The organism is Nonomuraea sp. KM88 (assembly GCF_052245635.1).
GTDB lineage: Bacteria > Actinomycetota > Actinomycetes > Streptosporangiales > Streptosporangiaceae > Nonomuraea.
Genome location: NZ_JBQQCC010000004.1, coordinates 100994 through 117856, shown reverse-complemented (window position 1 = coordinate 117856; position 16863 = coordinate 100994). Strand labels below are relative to the sequence as shown.

Annotated in this window: 18 protein-coding genes; 12 read left to right on the top strand and 6 right to left on the bottom strand. The window is 70.5% G+C overall.

Annotation, left to right across the window (positions count from 1 at the left end; all coding sequences use genetic code 11):
• The first annotated feature begins 69 nt into the window (after positions 1–69).
• The 4 genes from ACTWPV_RS13855 to ACTWPV_RS13840 all read left to right on the top strand — a co-directional run bounded on the left by ACTWPV_RS13855 (position 70) and on the right by ACTWPV_RS13840 (position 2064).
• The gene (locus tag ACTWPV_RS13855; RefSeq protein WP_443152040.1) at positions 70–387 is read left to right on the top strand and encodes a DUF3140 domain-containing protein; all 318 of its coding nucleotides are present in this window, start codon (positions 70–72) and stop codon (positions 385–387) included.
• A 3-nt stretch (positions 388–390) separates the two neighbouring features.
• On the top strand, positions 391–741 hold the full coding sequence (locus ACTWPV_RS13850) for a YybH family protein (RefSeq protein ID WP_443152039.1): 351 nt from the start codon (positions 391–393) through the stop codon (positions 739–741).
• Between the two features lie 37 nt (positions 742–778).
• Positions 779–991, top strand: a complete 213-nt coding sequence (locus ACTWPV_RS13845; protein ID WP_347623622.1) for a hypothetical protein — start codon at positions 779–781, stop codon at positions 989–991.
• Positions 992–1125: 134 nt separating this feature from the next.
• A complete protein-coding gene (locus tag ACTWPV_RS13840) occupies positions 1126–2064 on the top strand; it encodes a beta-ketoacyl-ACP synthase III (protein WP_347645650.1) in 939 nt (312 codons plus the stop codon).
• Positions 2065–2168: 104 nt separating this feature from the next.
• Here ACTWPV_RS13840 and ACTWPV_RS13835 read toward each other — a convergent pair whose 3' ends face one another.
• The gene (locus tag ACTWPV_RS13835) at positions 2169–2771 is read right to left on the bottom strand and encodes a TetR family transcriptional regulator (protein ID WP_443152038.1); all 603 of its coding nucleotides are present in this window, start codon (positions 2769–2771) and stop codon (positions 2169–2171) included.
• A 65-nt stretch (positions 2772–2836) separates the two neighbouring features.
• Here ACTWPV_RS13835 and ACTWPV_RS13830 point away from each other — a divergent pair, with 65 nt between their 5' ends.
• Complete coding sequence (locus ACTWPV_RS13830) at positions 2837–4147, top strand: FAD-dependent oxidoreductase (protein ID WP_443152037.1); 1311 nt, start codon at positions 2837–2839, stop codon at positions 4145–4147.
• Between the two features lie 41 nt (positions 4148–4188).
• Positions 4189–4926: a hypothetical protein gene (locus tag ACTWPV_RS13825; RefSeq protein ID WP_443152036.1), complete on the top strand. Its 738-nt coding sequence runs from the start codon at positions 4189–4191 to the stop codon at positions 4924–4926.
• Positions 4927–4937: 11 nt separating this feature from the next.
• On the opposite strand, the gene ACTWPV_RS13820 is transcribed toward ACTWPV_RS13825, so the two are convergent.
• Positions 4938–5822, bottom strand: coding sequence for a phosphotransferase enzyme family protein (locus tag ACTWPV_RS13820; RefSeq protein WP_443152035.1), 885 nt, complete (start codon positions 5820–5822; stop codon positions 4938–4940).
• A gap of 199 nt (positions 5823–6021) precedes the next feature.
• On the opposite strand from ACTWPV_RS13820, the gene ACTWPV_RS13815 reads away from it, so the two are divergent.
• On the top strand, positions 6022–6924 hold the full coding sequence (locus ACTWPV_RS13815; protein WP_443152034.1) for a fatty acid desaturase family protein: 903 nt from the start codon (positions 6022–6024) through the stop codon (positions 6922–6924).
• Between the two features lie 29 nt (positions 6925–6953).
• On the opposite strand, the gene ACTWPV_RS13810 is transcribed toward ACTWPV_RS13815, so the two are convergent.
• Positions 6954–7172 (bottom strand): hypothetical protein, encoded by a 219-nt coding sequence (locus tag ACTWPV_RS13810; RefSeq protein ID WP_347645644.1) that lies wholly within the window; start codon positions 7170–7172, stop codon positions 6954–6956.
• A 68-nt stretch (positions 7173–7240) separates the two neighbouring features.
• Here ACTWPV_RS13810 and ACTWPV_RS13805 point away from each other — a divergent pair, with 68 nt between their 5' ends.
• From ACTWPV_RS13805 to ACTWPV_RS13790, 4 genes are all read left to right on the top strand, one after another.
• Positions 7241–8362 carry a sensor histidine kinase gene (locus ACTWPV_RS13805; RefSeq protein WP_443152033.1) on the top strand — a complete coding sequence of 374 codons (1122 nt, stop codon included), beginning with the start codon at positions 7241–7243 and terminating at the stop codon, positions 8360–8362.
• Positions 8362–9030, top strand: a complete 669-nt coding sequence (locus ACTWPV_RS13800; protein WP_443152032.1) for a response regulator — start codon at positions 8362–8364, stop codon at positions 9028–9030. The genes ACTWPV_RS13805 and ACTWPV_RS13800 overlap by 1 nt, the downstream gene beginning before the upstream one ends.
• A gap of 168 nt (positions 9031–9198) precedes the next feature.
• Positions 9199–10449: a cytochrome ubiquinol oxidase subunit I gene (locus tag ACTWPV_RS13795; protein ID WP_347645641.1), complete on the top strand. Its 1251-nt coding sequence runs from the start codon at positions 9199–9201 to the stop codon at positions 10447–10449.
• Positions 10450–10458: 9 nt separating this feature from the next.
• Positions 10459–11199 (top strand): cytochrome d ubiquinol oxidase subunit II, encoded by a 741-nt coding sequence (locus ACTWPV_RS13790; protein WP_347645640.1) that lies wholly within the window; start codon positions 10459–10461, stop codon positions 11197–11199.
• A 25-nt stretch (positions 11200–11224) separates the two neighbouring features.
• Here ACTWPV_RS13790 and ACTWPV_RS13785 read toward each other — a convergent pair whose 3' ends face one another.
• On the bottom strand, positions 11225–12922 hold the full coding sequence (locus ACTWPV_RS13785) for an alpha-amylase family protein (protein ID WP_443152031.1): 1698 nt from the start codon (positions 12920–12922) through the stop codon (positions 11225–11227).
• 50 nt (positions 12923–12972) lie between these two features.
• On the bottom strand, positions 12973–15075 hold the full coding sequence (locus ACTWPV_RS13780; RefSeq protein WP_443152030.1) for an NACHT domain-containing protein: 2103 nt from the start codon (positions 15073–15075) through the stop codon (positions 12973–12975).
• A 145-nt stretch (positions 15076–15220) separates the two neighbouring features.
• Between ACTWPV_RS13780 and ACTWPV_RS13775 the strand changes: the two genes are divergently transcribed.
• Entirely contained in the window at positions 15221–15631 is a 411-nt protein-coding gene (locus ACTWPV_RS13775) for a PPOX class F420-dependent oxidoreductase (RefSeq protein WP_347645637.1), read from the top strand.
• On the opposite strand, the gene ACTWPV_RS13770 is transcribed toward ACTWPV_RS13775, so the two are convergent.
• Complete coding sequence (locus tag ACTWPV_RS13770; protein WP_347645636.1) at positions 15632–16807, bottom strand: PucR family transcriptional regulator; 1176 nt, start codon at positions 16805–16807, stop codon at positions 15632–15634. It abuts the gene before it with no gap.
• Positions 16808–16863 lie beyond the last annotated feature (56 nt).

The following is a 16863-nucleotide window of genomic DNA, read 5'->3' as shown; positions in this document are numbered from 1 at the left end:
CATGACCACCGCCCGACAGTGGCCTTGAGCAGGGGCGTAACGCGCGGGCTCGCGGGTAGGCGGGGCTCCATGACTGAGGGTTTCGACACCGAGATGTTGTGGGAAGAGTTCCACCGGACGGTCAACATGAACTCCGAGGAACTGCGCGCGTATCTGCTCGCCGACGCCTCCGACGAGGAGGGCTTCCCGCCCGACCCTGACCTGGGCATCGACGAGCTCGGCCGGGGTGTGCTGCACGTCCTGAGCAAGCGCAAGGGCGACCTGACCAGCGCCGATCTCGACGTGATGCGGCAGGTCGTCGACCTCGTCGAGACGATGGGTGACCGGACGGACGACGAGTCGCGGCGCGAGCTCATGTCCGTGGGTCACGATCCGTTGAGGGGATAGCACATGGTCGCGCCGCGCGCGTGGATCGAGGGGTACGTACGAGCCTGGAACTCCAACGATCCCGGCGACATCTCCGCGCTGTTCACCGAGGACGCCGTCTACTACACCGAGCCGTACAGCTCGCCCTGGCAGGGGCACGACGCGATCGTCTCGGGATGGCTGGCGCAGCAGGACAAGCCGGGCGATGCCACGTTCGAGTGGCATCCGGTGTGCGTGACGGACGACGTGAGCATCATCCAAGGGGTCACGACATATCCGGATAGAACGTATAGCAACCTCTGGGTCATCCGTTTCGCGCCGGACGGGCGGTGCCGGGAATTCACCGAATGGTGGATGCTGCACGATGTCAAATGATGCAATGGCCCGAGCCGCCTTCACCCGAGGAGATCCGTTGAAAGACAACCTCGACCTCGCCGCGAGCGCCCAGCAGCTGGCCGACGCCGCCCCGACGGGATCGATCGACCGCGCCGCCGCCTCGTCCGTGGCCATCACACTCGCCACGACCCGCGACATCACCGACGCCAGGAAGACGCTGGACGGGCTCACCCCGGCAGAGGTGCGCACGGCGGCGCTCGCGATCTTCGACCGGTTGTCGGCGGACTAGTCCGGCAGGTTCACCACCCGGGACCGGCCGTCGAGAGGACACCGGCCCGCGATGCCCGCTGCCCCCGTCCGCAGCCGGGCCCCGGTCGAAGCCCTTCGTGTCGCTTCGCGGAGGCGGGAGCTATAGTCCGCCCCATGACTGGATCACGACTCGTCGCCACAGGTCACTACCAGCCCGCACAAATCCTTACTAATGGGGATTTAGCGACCATGGTGGACACCAACGACGAGTGGATCACCCAGCGGGTGGGGATCCGCACCAGGCACGTCGCCGGGCCCGACGAGAGCGTGTCCGACCTCGCCGCCAACGCCGCCGCCAAAGCCCTGGCCGGCAGCGGGCTCGACGCGTCCGACATCGACCTCGTACTCGTCGCCACCTGCACGCAGACCGAGCGCGCCCCCAACGTCGCCTCCCGCGTCGCCGCCGCGCTCGGAGTGCCCTCCCCCGCCCTGATGGACGTCGGCGTCTCGTGCTCGGGCTTCACCCACGCCCTGGCCGTCGCCGACCACACGATCCGCGCGGGCGCCGCGACGAACGCCCTGGTCGTGGGCGCCGAGAAGATGACCGCGGTCACCGACTGGACCGACAGGACCACGTGCGTGCTGACGGGTGACGGCGCGGGCGCGGCCGTGGTCAGCGCCGCTCCCGACGCGGAGATCGGACCGGTCGTGTGGGGGTCGGTCCCGGAGCTCGGCAGGTCCGTACGGATCGAGGGCACGCCCACACGCTTCTCCCAGGACGGCCAGAGCGTCTACCGCTGGGCCACCACCCGGCTCCCCGCGATCGCGCGGCAGGCGTGCGAACGCGGCGGCGTGACCCCCGAGGAACTGGCCGCTGTGGTGCTGCACCAGGCGAACCTGCGCATCATCGAGCCCATCGCCAAGAAGCTCGGCGCGGTCAACGCGATCATCGCGCGTGACGTGGTGGAATCGGGCAACACCTCTGCCGCGAGCGTACCGCTGGCGCTGTCGAAGCTCCTCGAACGCGGTGAGGTCCGCCGCGGGGCGCCGATCTTGCTGTTCGGCTTCGGCGGCAACCTGTCCTATGCGGGAATGATCGTCCGCTGCCCCTGACCTCACCCCGGCCTCGGCCGCACCCGCACACCCGGCGCCTGAGCGATGTGCCCGTCGAGCCGGTGAGAGGATCATCGATCCACCGCCCGCGCGCGGCGAGGGTCTTATGGAGCGGGAACGGTGCGCAGGTGGCCGACCAGTTTCCGGATCTCCCGCGCGTAACGCTCGGCGAACTCCGGTGAGGCCGGGTCGTCGTCCCAGACGGCGCGGATGAGCTGGGGGAAGGTGATGCCGGCCGCGGCCATGGAGAACAGCGCAACCAGGACGGCACCGGGGTCCAGGTCTGCGGGGAACTCGCCGTCCTGCTGGCGCCGGCGCAGGTGCTCGAGGTCGCGGCGGACGTCGGCCACGAACGCCGGGTCGGGCGGGCCGTCGTCCGTGAGCCCCTGCCAGAGCATCAGCCTGCCGTAGTCGCGGCGGGAGGAGTTGGCCCGCACGTAGCCGGCGACCAGTTCGGCGAGCTCTGACGCGGGGTCCGCGAAGGTGCTCTCCTCCACGTGCCATCGTGCGTTCAGCGCCTGGTAGAGGCCCTCTTTGCCGCCGAAATAGTACGAGATCAGCTGCTTGTTGACGCCGGCTCTGGCGGCGATCTCGCCGACCCGCGCCCCCGCGAACCCCTTCGCGGCGAACTCCTCGAGCGCCGCCTGCAGGATGCGGGCCTTCGTGCGCTCGGGGTCGCGCTGCTTCTCCTCCGGTGCTCGTCTCATGGTCGGCAGATTATCATCCATCTGTTTGGTTGACAGAATCAGCCAAGCGGATGACTATTGCTCGCATGACACCTCACATCGCGATCATCGGTGGCGGGATCGGCGGGCTCTGCCTGGCCCAGGGGCTGCGCAAAGCCGGTCTCGACGTGACCGTTCACGAGCGGGACCGCACCCCCTCCGACCGGCTGCAGGGCTACCGCGTGCACATCGACCCGCACGGCGCCCGCGCGCTGCATGACTGCCTGCCCTCCCACCTGTGGGAGGCCTTTCTGGCCACGACCGGACGGGGCGGCCAGGACTTCGGCTTCCTCACCGAACGGCTGAACCTGGTCGCACTGCTCGAAACGCCCAAGGCCGGCGACCCCGCCGACGACCACCACTCGGTCAGCCGCATCACGCTCAGGCAGGTGCTGCTGTCCGGCCTGGACGACGTCGTACGGTTCGGGAAGACGTACGAGCGGTACGAAAGGCTGCCTGACGGGCGGATCCGGCTCTTCTTCGCCGACGGCGCCAGCGAGGACGCGGACATCGTGGTCGCCGCGGACGGCGGCAACTCGCGGGTCCGTGAGCAGCACCTGCCGCACGCCAGACGGGTGGACACCGGGATCACCACGGTCGCGGGCAAGTTCCCGCTCACCGACGCGACCAGGAGGCTCGTGGCCCCGCGACTGGCCGACGGGCCGAACACCATCATCCCGCCCAGGGGCATGGGCCTGTTCACGGCCCCGCACGACCTGGGCGAGGCCGTGACGTACGGCGGGATCGGGGTGACCGAGCAGGAGAGCGCGCTGATGGACAACACCAGCAGCTACATCCTGTGGGCGTTCGGCGCGACCGCAGGCCGCTTCCCGATGGATATTACGGAGATGTCGGGGTCACAACTTCAGGGCACCGTAGCCGGCATGATCAGCTCCTGGCATCCCGACCTGCGCAGGCTGGTCGACATGACCGACCCCTGCACCGTCACCCTCCTGCCGATCCGCACCTCGATCCCGATCGACCCGTGGCCGGCCTCCACCATCACCCTCATCGGCGACGCCATCCACAGCATGACCCCGATGCGTGGCATCGGCGCGAACACCGCCCTCCGCGACGCCCGCCTGCTCCGCGCCGAGCTGACGCGCGCGCTCGCGGGCTCGCGCACGGGCGCGACCTCCGGCGGGCACACGAGCGGGCCCACGAGCGGTGGCGACCCTGTCGCGGCCATCGCCCGCTACGAGGCCCGAATGCGCGAGTACGGCTTCGCCGCCGTACGCGACTCGTTGCGCTCGGCCGAGCAGTTCATCGACGACAGCCGGGTGGCGCGCATGGGGTTCAAGGGCTTCCTGCGCCTGGTCCAGCGATTCCCCTCGCTCAAGGCCAAGGTCTTCTCCTGACCGCTGTTGCGCGGACGGGCCGGTGCGCGGAATGTGGAGGCATGCCGGGCATCGACACGCTGGAAGGCCTGCTGAAGGCCGTGACCGAGTTCGACACAAACGCGTACGAGCTGGCCGTCGACACCCCCGCGCTCGACCGGGCCAGGCGCTCGATCAACGAGGCCGGGCTGCTGCTGCTCGGCGAGATGCACGGCGTCAAGGAGAACCCGCTGATCATCCTCGGTCTCATGCGGGCCCTCGGCCTGACCGATCTGGCCCTGGAATGGCCGGCCGACCTGCAACCGCAGCTCAACGCCTTTCTCAGCAGCGGGACGGGGCTCGACCATCCGCTGTGGTGGATCGGCGACGGGCGCGTGACGGCCGGGCACTTCGCGACGTTCATGGCGATCCCGGGGCTGCGGGTCACGCTCTTCGACGGGGGGATGTTCACCGGCGACTGGTCGCAGCGGGACGCCTCGATGGCGCGGGGGGTGCTGGAGGCGCACGTCGAGCCCGCACTCGTCGTGGCGGGCCACGCCCACACGAGGACGTCGTGGACCGACCTGGGGCTGCCCATGGGAGCGTGCCTGGCCAGCGCGCGGCCATCGCTGGAGAGCGTGCGGATCGACTACGGCACCGGCACGTTCTACACCATCGGGCCGCGGCGCAGCAGGGGCTATTCGGAGCGGGCAGGGCTGCGGATCGCCGAGGGCGAGCTGGTCGTGGGGCTGCCGGAGTTCGGCGAGGCCACGGTGCCGCACCTGTCCGTCGAGCTGCTGCGGGAGCGGCTGGGCCCTTGAGCCCGCCGCTGTCAGGGGCGCAGGCGGTGGAACAGCTCGACCCTGGCGCGGTGGTAGTCGAGATCGTCCTGGTCGTGCTCGACCCCGGAGCGGGCGGCCTTGTGGAAGTAGGCGTACTCCCTGCGCAGTTTGTGGCGGACGAGCTGGGCCAGCGACTCCCCGTCGAGCCGGGAGGCCGTGCCGCCCGCCTCGTGGTAGGCGTCGACGAACTCCTTGCTCGGACCCGCCAGGTCGTCTCCCCATTCGAGCGCGGCCGCCGCCAGGTCGATCTCGGGTGCCCCGACGAAGCACTCGTCCCAGTCGAGCACCGCCACGATCGTGCCGTCTCTGGCGAGCGTGTTGCCGGCGTAGAAGTCGCCGTGCAGCGGGTGGCGCAGCGGATGCCGGGCGTGGAAGCCGGCCAGCCAGCGGTCGAGCTGCGGGTCGTCCAGCCCGGCGGCGTCGTGGGGCGGGTCGCCGTACAGGCCGGACTCCTGAAAGGCGGGCACCGGGCGCGGGCCGGGCCGGCAGCAGGCCAGCGACCGGTGCAGCCGGGCCAGCAGGCGGGCGCCGGCCACGCGCTGCGCCGGCGCCCCGGAGTCGGGCCAGGCCCCGTCGACGTGCGGCCAGCAGGAGATCGGGCGGCCCTCGACCGTGATGACCGTCGTCCCACCGGGGGTAAGAACGGGGGCGAGCGCCTCCCGCAGCGTGGCGGCGGCGTGCCTGGCGATCGCGTGGCACCACTCGGATTCGGCGGGGTCGCGCCCGGCGGGGCCGACCCTGATCACATGGCCGTCGAGGCGGTAGGCGGCGGACTCCTCGCCACCGTGCAGCCGCTCGCCCTCACCGGTTAAGCCCCAGGTCAGGGCCACGGCTTCGCGTATTGCGGGGGTCAGTGGCGTAGTGGCGTAGATCACCTCTCCAGGTTACGGCAACGTCACGCTTCCGGTTTGGCGGCGGATGCGCGATGGTTTAGGCAACTTGCACCGCGAGGTAAGGAGACCTGTGGTCAGTCCTGGCACGCTCGACACTCGGGGCAGCGATTTCGCCCGACTCGCCCATCGGATCATGGACGCGGGTCTCCTTGACCGGCGTCCCCTTTATTACGCCGTCAGGATGAGCATCGCAGCCGTGATCTATCTCGGCTGCTGGGCACTGTTCGCCTGGGTGGGCGACTCCTGGTTGCAGCTTCTGGTCGCGGCCGCGATGGCCGTGGTCTTCGCGCAACTCGGCTTTCTCGCCCACGACCTCGGGCACCGGCAGGTCTTCAAGAAGCGGCGACCGAGCGACGTCGCCGGGCTGCTGATCGGCAATTTCGGCCTCGGGCTCGGCTGGGGATGGTGGACCAGCAAGCACAACCGGCACCATGCCAACCCCAACCACGAGGACCACGATCCGGACGTGTCGCCCGCCGTGATCGTCTGGTCGGAGGACCAAGTCGCCAAAAGCAGCGGCATTCCCCGCTTTGTCGCGAAATATCAGGCTTTCTGGTTTCTTCCGCTGCTCACCCTGGAGGCCTGGCACCTGCACGTCGCCAGCGTCAAGGCGCTGCTCAAGCCGGCCGCCAAGCGGCGTACGACCGAGCTCAGCCTGATCGTCGTGCACTTCGTGCTCTATTTCGGCCTGGTCTTCACCGTCCTGCCGCTCGGCAAGGCGCTGGCGTTCCTGATCGTGCACCAGGGGCTGTTCGGGATCTATCTGGGCCTCTCGTTCGCGCCCAACCACAAGGGCATGCCCGTGCTGACCAAAGAGGACAAGCTCGACTTCCTCCGCAAGCAGGTGCTGACCTCGCGCAACGTCAAGGGCGGCTGGTTCACCGACGTGGCACTCGGCCAGCTCAACTACCAGATCGAGCACCATCTGTTCCCGAACATGCCGGCGCCCAACCTGCGCAGGGCGCAGCCGATCGTCCAGGCGTACTGCGCCGAGATCGGCGTCGACTACCTGCAGACCGGGCTCGTCACGTCGTACGGGCAGGCGCTTCGGCACCTGCACGAGGTCGGGGCCGCGCTGCGATGACCGGCCGGGCGCCTGGAGAGGGCGCCCGGTCAGCCCTCGCCCTCCTCCAGCCGCCTGCGCAGGTTGTCGCGGCGGCGTTCGAGCCCGGCGATGAGCTCGACCTGCTCGTCCGCCTGGCTGATCATGGCGGAGATCTCCACCTGGTCGGTCGCGCCCATGTCGCGGATCTGGTCGCGGATGTCCTGGTTCTCGGCGCGCAACCGGGCCAGATCCTCTTCGACCTGCCGGAGCTCGTCCTTAGTGCTCATTCACCGGCTCTACCCACAGGGACGGCGGCGATTACCCGGCTTTGACGGGGACGTACAGAATGGGGGCCATGCGGAGGCCGTCGAAGAGCACACTCGTGTCGCTCGCCATGATCGCCGCGGTGCTGGCAGGAATCGTCCTCACCCTGCTGCTGAGCGGCTCCGGCCGGCTCAACGCTTCCGACGTCGTGCTGCCGGTCATCGCCTCGGCCGGCCTGCTGCTGCGGGAGCGTTACCCCGTCGCGGCGCTGATCATCGTGATCGCGGCGACGGGCGCCTACTACCCGTGGGCGTCGGCAGACGGGCCGCTCATCGCGCTGCCGCTGTTCGCCCTCTACACCGCCGCGGACAAGGGGCATCTCACCGCGGCCATCGTCGCGGGGGCGGCGGCGCTGCTCGGCATGGGGCTCGGCGAGACCGGCGGGGTCAGGCACGTGGACGACGGCGCGTTCCTGATGATCACCGGATGGGTGGTGGCGGCCATCGCCTTCGGCGGCGTCACCCGCAACCGGCGCGCCTACCTCATGGAGGCGCGCCGGCACGCGCTCGACGCCCTGCGCAGCAAGGACGAGGAGGCCAGGCGGCGGGCGGGAGAAGAACGCCTGCGCATCGCCAGAGAGCTGCACGACGTGCTCGGCCACAACATCTCCATGATCAACGTGCAGGCCGCGGCGGCGCTGCACGGGCTGAGGAAGCGGCCCGAGGACGCCGAGACGGCACTGCGGACGATCAAGGACACCAGCAAGGAGACGCTGCGCGAGCTGCGCACCACCCTGGGCGTGCTGCGCCAGGTCGACGAGGACGCGCCGACCGCGCCGGCCGACAGCCTGGCGCGGGTGGACGCGCTGGTCGAGGCGTCCGGGCTCAAGGTACGCACCGAGCTGTCCGGATCGCTCGACGCGCTCCCGACCGAGGTCGACCTGGCGGCCGCCCGCATCGTCAGGGAAGCCCTGACGAACGTATCCCGCCATTCAGGCACGAACGAGGCAAACTTGAAGATCAGCAATAGATTCGGAAAGATCGAGATCTGCGTGGAGGATGACGGGCCGGGCGCCTCCTACGACGGTGGCAGCGGCTTCGGCCTGACGGGCATGCGCGAGCGCGCGACCGTGCTGGGCGGCACCCTGGAGGCGGGGCCACGATCCGAAGGCGGCTTCCGCGTCCTCGCCCGGCTGCCGGCGAAGGGGCTGTGATGATCCGCGTGCTGCTCGCCGACGACCAGACCCTGGTGCGTGCCGGGTTCCGGTCGATACTCAGCGACGAGGACGACATCGAGGTCGTGGGCGAGGCGCCCAACGGCACGGCGGCCGTCCAGGGCGCCCGCGAGCTCCAGCCCGACGTGGTCCTCATGGACATCCGCATGCCCGAGCTCGACGGCCTGGAAGCCACCCGCCAGATCGCCGGCGACCCCCGGCTCGAAGGCGTCAAGGTGATCATCCTGACCACGTTCGACCTGGACGACTACGTCTACGGCGCGCTGCGGGCCGGCGCGAGCGGCTTCCTCGTCAAGGACACCGAGCCGGCCGAGCTGATCCACGCCGTCCGGGTCGTGGCCAGGGGCGACGCGCTGATCGCACCGTCCATCACGCGGCGGCTGATCGCCGAGTTCGCCGGCCGGGTCAAGCGCCCCGAGCCCGGCCCCGAGCTCAACGCGCTCACCGATCGCGAGCGCGAGGTCATGGGGCTGGTGGCGGCCGGGCTGTCCAACGACGAGATCGCCGCCCGGCTCGTGCTCAGCCCCGCCACGGCGAAGACGCACGTCAGCCGCATCATGACCAAGCTGTCCGTACGCGACAGGGCCCAGCTCGTCATCATCGCGTACGAAGCCGGCATGATCACCCCGGGCTGGCTCACCTCCTGACCCTGCGGGGACACCCCGACCTGCGGGGACACCCCGCACACCCCGGAGCGGCGGAGGTGGCTTACGCCCTGAGGGGTACGCCCGGCGGGTCCATGCGACCCGGGGTGTAAACCAGGTGCCCGCCGGAGCATGACGCCGCCGCCCAGGCCGTACGCGCAGGCTTTCGGCATGGACACCGTTGACCTCGCCCGCCTGCAGTTCGCGATCACTGCGGGCTCGCACTTCCTCTTCGTGGCGCTGACCCTCGGCCTGGCGACCCTGCTGGCGGTCGTCCAGACGCGGGCCACCTTCGGCAACAGCCCCGTACACCTGCGGATGACGCGGTTCTGGGGCCAGCTGTACATCATCAACTACGCGATGGGCATCGTCACCGGCCTGGTGATGGAGTTCCAGCTCGGGCTGTCGTGGAGCGGGCTGACGGAGTACGCGGGTGACGTGTTCGGCTCGGCGCTGGCGATCGAGACGCTGGTGGCGTTCTTCATCGAGTCCACGTTCCTGGGATTGTGGATCTTCGGCTGGAACAAGCTGAACCGGTGGGCGCACCTGGCGCTGATCTGGGTCGTGACGCTGACCGCGTACGCGTCGGCTTTCTGGATCATGGTGGCGAACGGTTTCCTGCAGAACCCGGTGGGCCACGTGCTGGAGGGCGGCAGGATGCGGCTGGCGGACTTCGGGGCGATGGTGGCCAACCCGGCGGCGCAGGTGGCGTTCTGGCACGTCGTCAGCGCCGGGATGGTCGTCGGCGGGTTCTTCATGGCCGGGGTGAGCGCGTACCACCTGCGCAGGCGCACCGCCGAGCAGGACGTCTTCCGCAAGTCGCTGCGGATCGGGATGGGGGTGGCGCTGCCGGCCGTCTTCGTCACCGCGACGTTCGGCGGGCTGGGGTTCGAGACGATGCAGCCGGCCAAGCTGGCGGCCTGGTCGGGCGACGACTCACGGCTCGCGGAAGCCCAGGCGGAGATGGTGGCCGCGCACGGGCCCGGCGACTACCTGCCTCCGGTGGAGTGGGTGCAGACGAGCGGCACGACGATGATGCTGCTGTTCGCGCTGATGATGTTCTTCGCGGGGCTGAGCTGCCTGCTGATGCTCTTCCGTCCGGTCGTACGCGGGTTCAGGCTCTGGCACTGGCTGATGACGCTGATGATCCCCGTCCCGTTCCTCGCCATGCTCGCCGGCTGGGCCTTCCGCGAGTTCGGACGCCAGCCGTGGACGGTGTACGGGCTGCTGAGGACGTCGGAGGCGATGTCTCCGGTGTCGGCCGGGCAGATGCGGTTCTCCGTGGTCGCCTTCCTCACGGTGTTCGCCGTGCTGATCGCCGTCAACTACTGGCTGCTGGCGCGGCACGCCCGGCGCGGGCCGGACGCCGTGCTGCTCGGCGACCGCCCGATCGAGGCGCCCGTTCCCGCCCCTACCTTCTGAGGAGCCGTCATGGAGATCTTCATCCTGGCCTTCTTCGCGCTGGGCTACCTGGTGCTGGCCGGCGCCGACATCGGGGTCGGCATGGCGCTGCCGTACCTGGGCAGATCCGCGGCGGAACGGCGCGAGGTGATCGCCGCGATCGCGCCGTTCTTCCTCGGCAACGAGGTGTGGCTGGTGGCCACGGCGGGCGTGCTCGCGGGGCTCTTCCCCGAGCTGGAGGGCGAGCTGCTGAGCGGGAACCACACGGTGGTCGTGGTGCTGCTGCTGGCGTGGGTGGTCCGCGACATGGGCCTGTGGCTGCGGGGGCGCGTGCCGGGGGCGCGCTGGCAGGCGTTCTGGGACGGCGCGATCGTCGCCGGCAGCTGGGGGCTGGCGCTGAGCTGGGGCCTGCTGCTCGGGCACGTGCTGCTCGGCATCACCGGGCCGTTCGCGCTGTTGCCGGCGCTGGTGGTGGCCGCGCTGTTCGGCACGCACGGCATGGCCTTCGCGTCGCTGCGGCTCCGCGGCGGGCTCCGGGCGCGGGCGGCCGTGTTGTCCGGCGGGGCCGGGGAGGCGCGCACGTACGCGCTGACCTCGGCGGCGCTGGTCACGGTCGGGGTGCTGGCCGGGCTGCGGCTCCCGCTGGATCCGGGCAGCGCGGGCGTGGTGCTGGTGCCTGTCGTGCTCACCATGATGCCGCTGCTCGTGGCGGCGCAGGCATGGGTGTGGTGGACGTTCCGGCACCGGGTCACCGGGCCGTCCTACCTGTGACCGTCAGCGGGGCCGGCCCGGCGGCTCACATGGCCTTGGCCGAGGCGTCCTCCGGCGACGCTCCCGGAGCGAAGGCCCGCAACCAGCGGCAGCCGTGCGGGTCGAGCGCCACCCGCACCGTGCCCTCCCCCGAGACCTCAAGCGTGCCGTCCACCAGCAGGTCGGTGAGCCGGGAGCCCTCCAGCCCCGGCAGCGTCAGCTCCACGTCGCACGCCGTGTCGCCGAGGTTGTGCACGATCACCATCGTCGCCCCGCCGGCGTCGCACCGGTGCGCGAAGACCGCGTTCGCGCCGGTGCCGCGCCCGGGGTCGAGCACTGGGTCGAGCACTGGGTCGAGCACGGTGCAGTCGCCCCACGCCAGCTCCGGGCACTCCCGGTAACGCTCGATGAGCAGTTGGAACCAGCGCAGCAGCGAGTCGGGGTCTCTCCTCTGCGCGGCCACGTTCACCCGTTCCGGTGCGAAGGGGCCGTCCGGCATCGCGCGCTTCGGCTCCGCGGAGCCGAAGCTCCCGTCCGGCGCCCACTGCATCGGCGTGCGGACCGCCATGCGGCCTTCCAAGGCGAGGTTCTCCCCCATGCCGATCTCCTCGCCGTAGAAGATCACCGGCGTACCTGGCAGTGAGAACAGCAGGCTGTAGGCCAGCTTGACCCGGCGCAGGTCGCCTCCGAGCATGCCCGGCAGCCGCCGCCGCAGCCCGCGGCCGAAGATCTGCATGTCTTTGTCCGGCCCGAACGCCGCGAACACCTCCTGGCGCTCCTCGTCGCTGAGCTTGTCGAGGGTGAGCTCGTCGTGGTTGCGCAGGAACATGGCCCACTGACAGTCCTTCGGCGGCTTCGGGCGCTCGCGCAGGGCGTCGGCCAGCGGGCGGGCGTCACCGCGGGCCGTCGAGAGCCAGGCCTTCTGCATGCCGACGAAGTCGAAGCACACGGTGACCTGGTCGCCGAGCCCTTCGCCGAAATAGGTCATCAGGTCCTTGTAGGGAAGGTTGACCTCGCCGAGCAGGATCGACCCGCCCTGGCGGCGGGTCATGAACGCCCGCAGGTCCGCCAGGAAGTCGTGCGGGTTCGCGAGTTCCGGGTCGACGTTCTCGATGAGGTACGGAACCGCGTCCACCCTGAACCCGGCCAGCCCCAGCTCCATCCAGAAGCCGAGCACGCGCGTGATCTCGTCCCGTACCTCGGGGTTCGCGATGTTCAGGTCCGGCTGGTGCCGGTAGAAGGTGTGCAGGTAGTACTGTCCCGACCCTTCGTCGTACTCCCAGACGCTGTCCTCCTTGTCGGGGAAGATGATCTGCTCGGGGTCGTCCGGCTCGGGGGTGTCGGACCAGACGTACCAGTCGCGCAGGGGCGAGTCCTTGCCCGACCGCGACTCCTTGAACCAGGGGTGCTGGTCAGAGGTGTGGTTGACGACCAGGTCCGCGATCACCCGGAGCCCTCGGTCGTGGGCGGTGCGCATGAACTCCACGAAGTCGCCCAGCGTTCCCAGCCGCGGGTCCACGCGGTAGAAGTCGGTGATGTCGTACCCGTCGTCCTTGTTGGGGGTGGGGAAGAACGGCATGAGCCAGAGGCAGGTCACGCCCAGGCCGGCGAGATAGTCGATCCGCTGCGTCAGCCCGCGGAAGTCGCCGACGCCGTCGCCGTCGCCGTCCTTGAACGTCTCGACGTCCAGGCAGTAGACGACGGCGTTCTTCCACCACAGATCGGAGGTGTACGTCAGTCGCATCCAAGCCCGCTACCCCCGGCGGACGCGGAGTCACGAACCCCGACGAGCGCTCACCCCCGTGCCGGGTCAGCGGCCAGATGAGCCTGCAGTTCGGAGTGGCGGAACTGGTAGAAGGGCCCGACGGTCCGCAGGACGCCCAGCTGGTGCAGATCATGCAGGAAGCGCATCAAGCGGAACGGCAGCCGGCGCGAGGGCCCGAGGTGTGCCAGGGCGATGGTGGACATCAGCCACATGTGCTGGCGCTTGTTCACCTGGCCGAACGCTATGCCGAAGACGATGCCCATCCCCGCGTGCACGGATGCGGACGAGGAGGGCGGCACGATGGACGCCTCGTTCATGAAGTCGACGGCGAAGCCGACGATCGCTCCGAGGAGCAGGGCGTTCATCAGTTGCACACCCACGAGGCTTCGGTTGACCCGCCAGGTGGACTGGGGGGTGAGTGCCGCGGTGAACGGCGGGAGCCGGTTCTCGTCCGCCCGGGCGGGCGTCTTGTCCCGCTGCCGCAGGACCCGCACGGTCACCCACCCGATGCCGAGCGCCGCGAAAAGGGAGGCCAGTCCCATCTTCCAGCCGTGCGCCCACGTGTTGTAGACCACCGCAGGCAGGCCGATGCCCGCCGGCAGGAGGAACAGCATCATTCGCGCGTCGGACACCAGTCCACGGGTGAAGTCACGCAGCCGTTGCCGTACGCGCAGCGGAGCGAAGTCGGGGGTGCGGGCGGCCTCCACCGCGGACAGGCCGAAGCAGATGCCGAAGGCGGAGCCGAAGACCGGCCCGTAGGTCAGCGTGGCGGTCAACGCTGTGGGGATCGCGAACGCCAGACCGCTCAACCAGCCGATCCAGGTACGGGCGAGCGCGCGCCGTACCCGGGAGGCGGGCAGCGCCTGGTCGGTCAGCCGCCACCAGGCCAGGTCGTGCCCGCCGGATCCGGCCTGCAGGCGTGCCAGCCGTTTCGTCCACTCGGTGAGGCCGGCCGGGTCCCAGGTTGCGGGCCTGATCGTGGCGCGTGCGTTCAGCAGCGCGCCGAGGAGGTTGTCGAGCAGGTGGGCGCGCAGGGCCTGCACGTCGTCGGCGTACTCGGTGACCAGCGGAGCCGGGTCGGCGTCCGGCTGGTCGATGTAGACGGCCCGGACCAGCCACAGTCCCAGGGCGGTGGAGGTGACCCCGGCCAGCGCCGGCGCGGCGCCCTCCCTGAGGGCGCGCAGGACCTTGGTCCACTCCGGGGAGGAGGACAGCGCGGGCAGGTGGGCGCTCAGGAAGTCCGCCACGATGTCGGGGTGCAGCGCCTTGGGCGCGATGACGGCGGTGGCCTTGAGCGGGCGCCGTGCGGCGGTGACCGCGTTTCCGTATTCGGTGGTACGCGACGTGATGATCACCTGATCGCGTTCCATGAGCGTTTCGGACAGTTTTTCGATCACCTTGGCGCGGGCGGGCTCGGGCAGCTCGTCGAGACCGTCGAGAACGGCCAGGATCGCGCCACGGGCCGCCAGGACGTCGGCGCCGTCCTGCCGCCTGCCCGGCGTGCGCAGGGCGGCGTAGTCGGTGCGCACGCGCTCTGCCACCCAGTCCTGGAAGCGGGGGTGGGCCTCGATGTCCCAGTCGGCGACGGGCAGGAGCACCGGGACCGGGTCGTCGTCGGCACGCGTGCGGATCAGTTCCAGCATCAACTGGATGGCCAGGGTGGTCTTGCCCGTGCCCGGGCCTCCGGTGATGACCAGGCGGCGCCGGCGCAGCGCGCGGAAGGCGACGGCGAGCGCGGCGATGTCGTCGGATCGGCCCGACACCGCCGGCTCGCGGTCGGCGATCAGGTGCGGGTGATCCATGAGTTTGGTCCGGCGGGTCATGTGCCAGGAGACCGGGATGGGTGGATCGCCCAGGGAACGCGTCACCACCTCGTCGCTCCACCGGTCGTGGACCAGCTGGGCGAGCTCCCGCATCGTATCGGTGACGGTCCCGGGGGCGGGGGCGAGCACGCGCCCGGCCCGTTCGGCGACGAGGCCGGCCAGCACCGCCGCCACGATGGTGCCGGCGGCCCAAGGGGCGCTCCACACGCCGTCGTTGAGCACCTGGTTGGCGGCCACGGACACCACGACAGGCAGGAGCACCATGGACAGCCATAACAGCCGGGCCCGCCACCTCTGCTCGCCCACCATGGCGCCATGGTAGTCGTGGCCCGCGGCCGATGACCTTGGATCGCGTCGAAGAGGGCCGAATCTCCGGTGACCACCCCGCTACGGCGTCGATCCGGGCGGCCTGCGTTCGTGTAGGGGAAAACGTGTACGGAAAGGAAGGACGCACATGTCTTTCACCGACGAGGAGATCGCCTACCTGCGGTCCCAGCCGCTCGCCCGGCTCGCGACCCTGTCGCGCGACGATCAGCCGGACGTGGTGCCGGTCGCCTTCGAGTTCGACGGGACGTGCTTCTGGGTCGGCGGCTCGGGCCAGGACGTCCTGCGCACCCGGAAGTTCCGCAACCTCGAGGCGGGGCACCTCAAGGTGGCCCTGGTCGTGGACGACATGGTGTCGTTCGACCCCTTCGTCGCCCGCGGCGTGCGCGTCTACGGCGAGGCCGAGCGGCCGGTGGAGCGGATGGGGATGGTCGGCCCCGGCCTCTACGCACGCATCACGCCGACCGTCTCGTGGAGCTGGAACATGGCCGGCGAGCCCGTCGGCGGCGCGTGGTACCCGTCGAGACGGGCCGTCCACTAGTCAGGCCCTGACCGCCTGCCGGGCCCTGAGGGCGATCTCCAGCTCGAAGCGGATGTCGGGGTCGGTGAGCTGGTCGCCGTAGAGCTCTTCGAGCTGCCGCAGCCGGTAGCGCACGGTCTGCGGGTGCACGTGCAGCCGGGCGGCCACCTCGCCGGCGCCCCTGCCGTGCCGCAGCCAGGCGAGCAGCGTCTCCGCCAGCCGGTCCTGCTGGGTGGGCCGCAGGTGGGCCAGGGGCGCCAGCCGCACCTCGGCCAGCGCGCTGACGAGCTCCTCGTCCTTGAAGACCACCAGCGTGGCCATGTGGTCGGCACACCGCACCAGCCCGCCGGGCAGGACGCCGCGGCGCGACAGGCCGAGCGCCTGCCTGGCCCACCGCAACGACGTCGCGGCGGCGGTCAGGGGCACGGCGGGGCCGATGGCGGCCCGGCGCCCGCGCAGGGCCTGGTCGAGCATCCTGGCCTGGCCGGGGCCGTTGGGATCGGGCGCCAGCAGGCACGGCTCCGGCCGGTCCATGGCGGTGAGCACGTCGGAGGGGAACGCGAGCGCGGGGCACGGGCCGAGCCCGTCGTCGAGCGCCACGCAGGCCACCGTCCTCGGCAGCCGCCACCCGGCGGCCCTGGCGAGGTCGGCGATGGCCTCGGCGCTGGCGGGCGGCCGGCTGAGCAGGAGGTCGAGCAGGCGGGCGCGGCGGCGCTCGGTCTCGCCGGCGGCGTGTGACCTGGCCTCGGCGAAGCCCTCGGCCGCCGCGTCGGCGAGCTGGTCGAGGTGGACGAAGATGGCTTCGCCCAGGTCGTACAGGTTCTGCGGGGACAGCGCGCACGGACCGGCGAGCTCGGTCAGCCGCCGCCAGCCCACTCTGGCGCCGAGCCGCATCGCCGCCTGCAGCGGCTCCAGGTTGCGGCCCTCGGCCGCCTCTCCCCTGCCGATCATGCGGAACGGCTCGGGGTCCCACGGGGCGTCCGGGTCCTCGACGCGGTCGAGGAAACCCTCGACGGCCTGCTCGACCGCGATCCTGATGACCTTGATGTAGAGCTCGTCCGACGGCCTCGCGTATTCGGGGATCCGGGTCTGGATCTCCTCGATCACCTCGTCGGAGACCCGCCCGATCCCCGGCCTGAGCGCTTTCGCGATGTCCGCGGTGGTACGGCTTTCGCTGCTGTCACTCTTGATGACCATCGTCCCTCCTGACACCCATTGTGACCCAGGCGACAAGAGATGTGTAGCAAGAGCTT

Bases quoted from the DNA above. Each gene is read 5' to 3' on its own strand.
- ACTWPV_RS13775 (WP_347645637.1), top strand. From the start codon at position 15,221: ATGTCTTTCACCGACGAGGAGATCGCCTACCTGCGGTCCCAGCCGCTC.
- ACTWPV_RS13830 (WP_443152037.1), top strand. From the start codon at position 2,837: ATGACACCTCACATCGCGATCATCGGTGGCGGGATCGGCGGGCTCTGC.
- ACTWPV_RS13795 (WP_347645641.1), top strand. From the start codon at position 9,199: ATGGACACCGTTGACCTCGCCCGCCTGCAGTTCGCGATCACTGCGGGC.
- ACTWPV_RS13790 (WP_347645640.1), top strand. From the start codon at position 10,459: ATGGAGATCTTCATCCTGGCCTTCTTCGCGCTGGGCTACCTGGTGCTG.
- ACTWPV_RS13850 (WP_443152039.1), top strand. From the start codon at position 391: ATGGTCGCGCCGCGCGCGTGGATCGAGGGGTACGTACGAGCCTGGAAC.
- ACTWPV_RS13840 (WP_347645650.1), top strand. From the start codon at position 1,126: ATGACTGGATCACGACTCGTCGCCACAGGTCACTACCAGCCCGCACAA.
- ACTWPV_RS13780 (WP_443152030.1), bottom strand. From the start codon at position 15,075: ATGGTGGGCGAGCAGAGGTGGCGGGCCCGGCTGTTATGGCTGTCCATG.
- ACTWPV_RS13825 (WP_443152036.1), top strand. From the start codon at position 4,189: ATGCCGGGCATCGACACGCTGGAAGGCCTGCTGAAGGCCGTGACCGAG.
- ACTWPV_RS13855 (WP_443152040.1), top strand. From the start codon at position 70: ATGACTGAGGGTTTCGACACCGAGATGTTGTGGGAAGAGTTCCACCGG.
- ACTWPV_RS13835 (WP_443152038.1), bottom strand. From the start codon at position 2,771: ATGAGACGAGCACCGGAGGAGAAGCAGCGCGACCCCGAGCGCACGAAG.
- ACTWPV_RS13770 (WP_347645636.1), bottom strand. From the start codon at position 16,807: ATGGTCATCAAGAGTGACAGCAGCGAAAGCCGTACCACCGCGGACATC.
- ACTWPV_RS13815 (WP_443152034.1), top strand. From the start codon at position 6,022: ATGAGCATCGCAGCCGTGATCTATCTCGGCTGCTGGGCACTGTTCGCC.
- ACTWPV_RS13800 (WP_443152032.1), top strand. From the start codon at position 8,362: ATGATCCGCGTGCTGCTCGCCGACGACCAGACCCTGGTGCGTGCCGGG.
- ACTWPV_RS13810 (WP_347645644.1), bottom strand. From the start codon at position 7,172: ATGAGCACTAAGGACGAGCTCCGGCAGGTCGAAGAGGATCTGGCCCGG.
- ACTWPV_RS13785 (WP_443152031.1), bottom strand. From the start codon at position 12,922: ATGCGACTGACGTACACCTCCGATCTGTGGTGGAAGAACGCCGTCGTC.
- ACTWPV_RS13805 (WP_443152033.1), top strand. From the start codon at position 7,241: ATGCGGAGGCCGTCGAAGAGCACACTCGTGTCGCTCGCCATGATCGCC.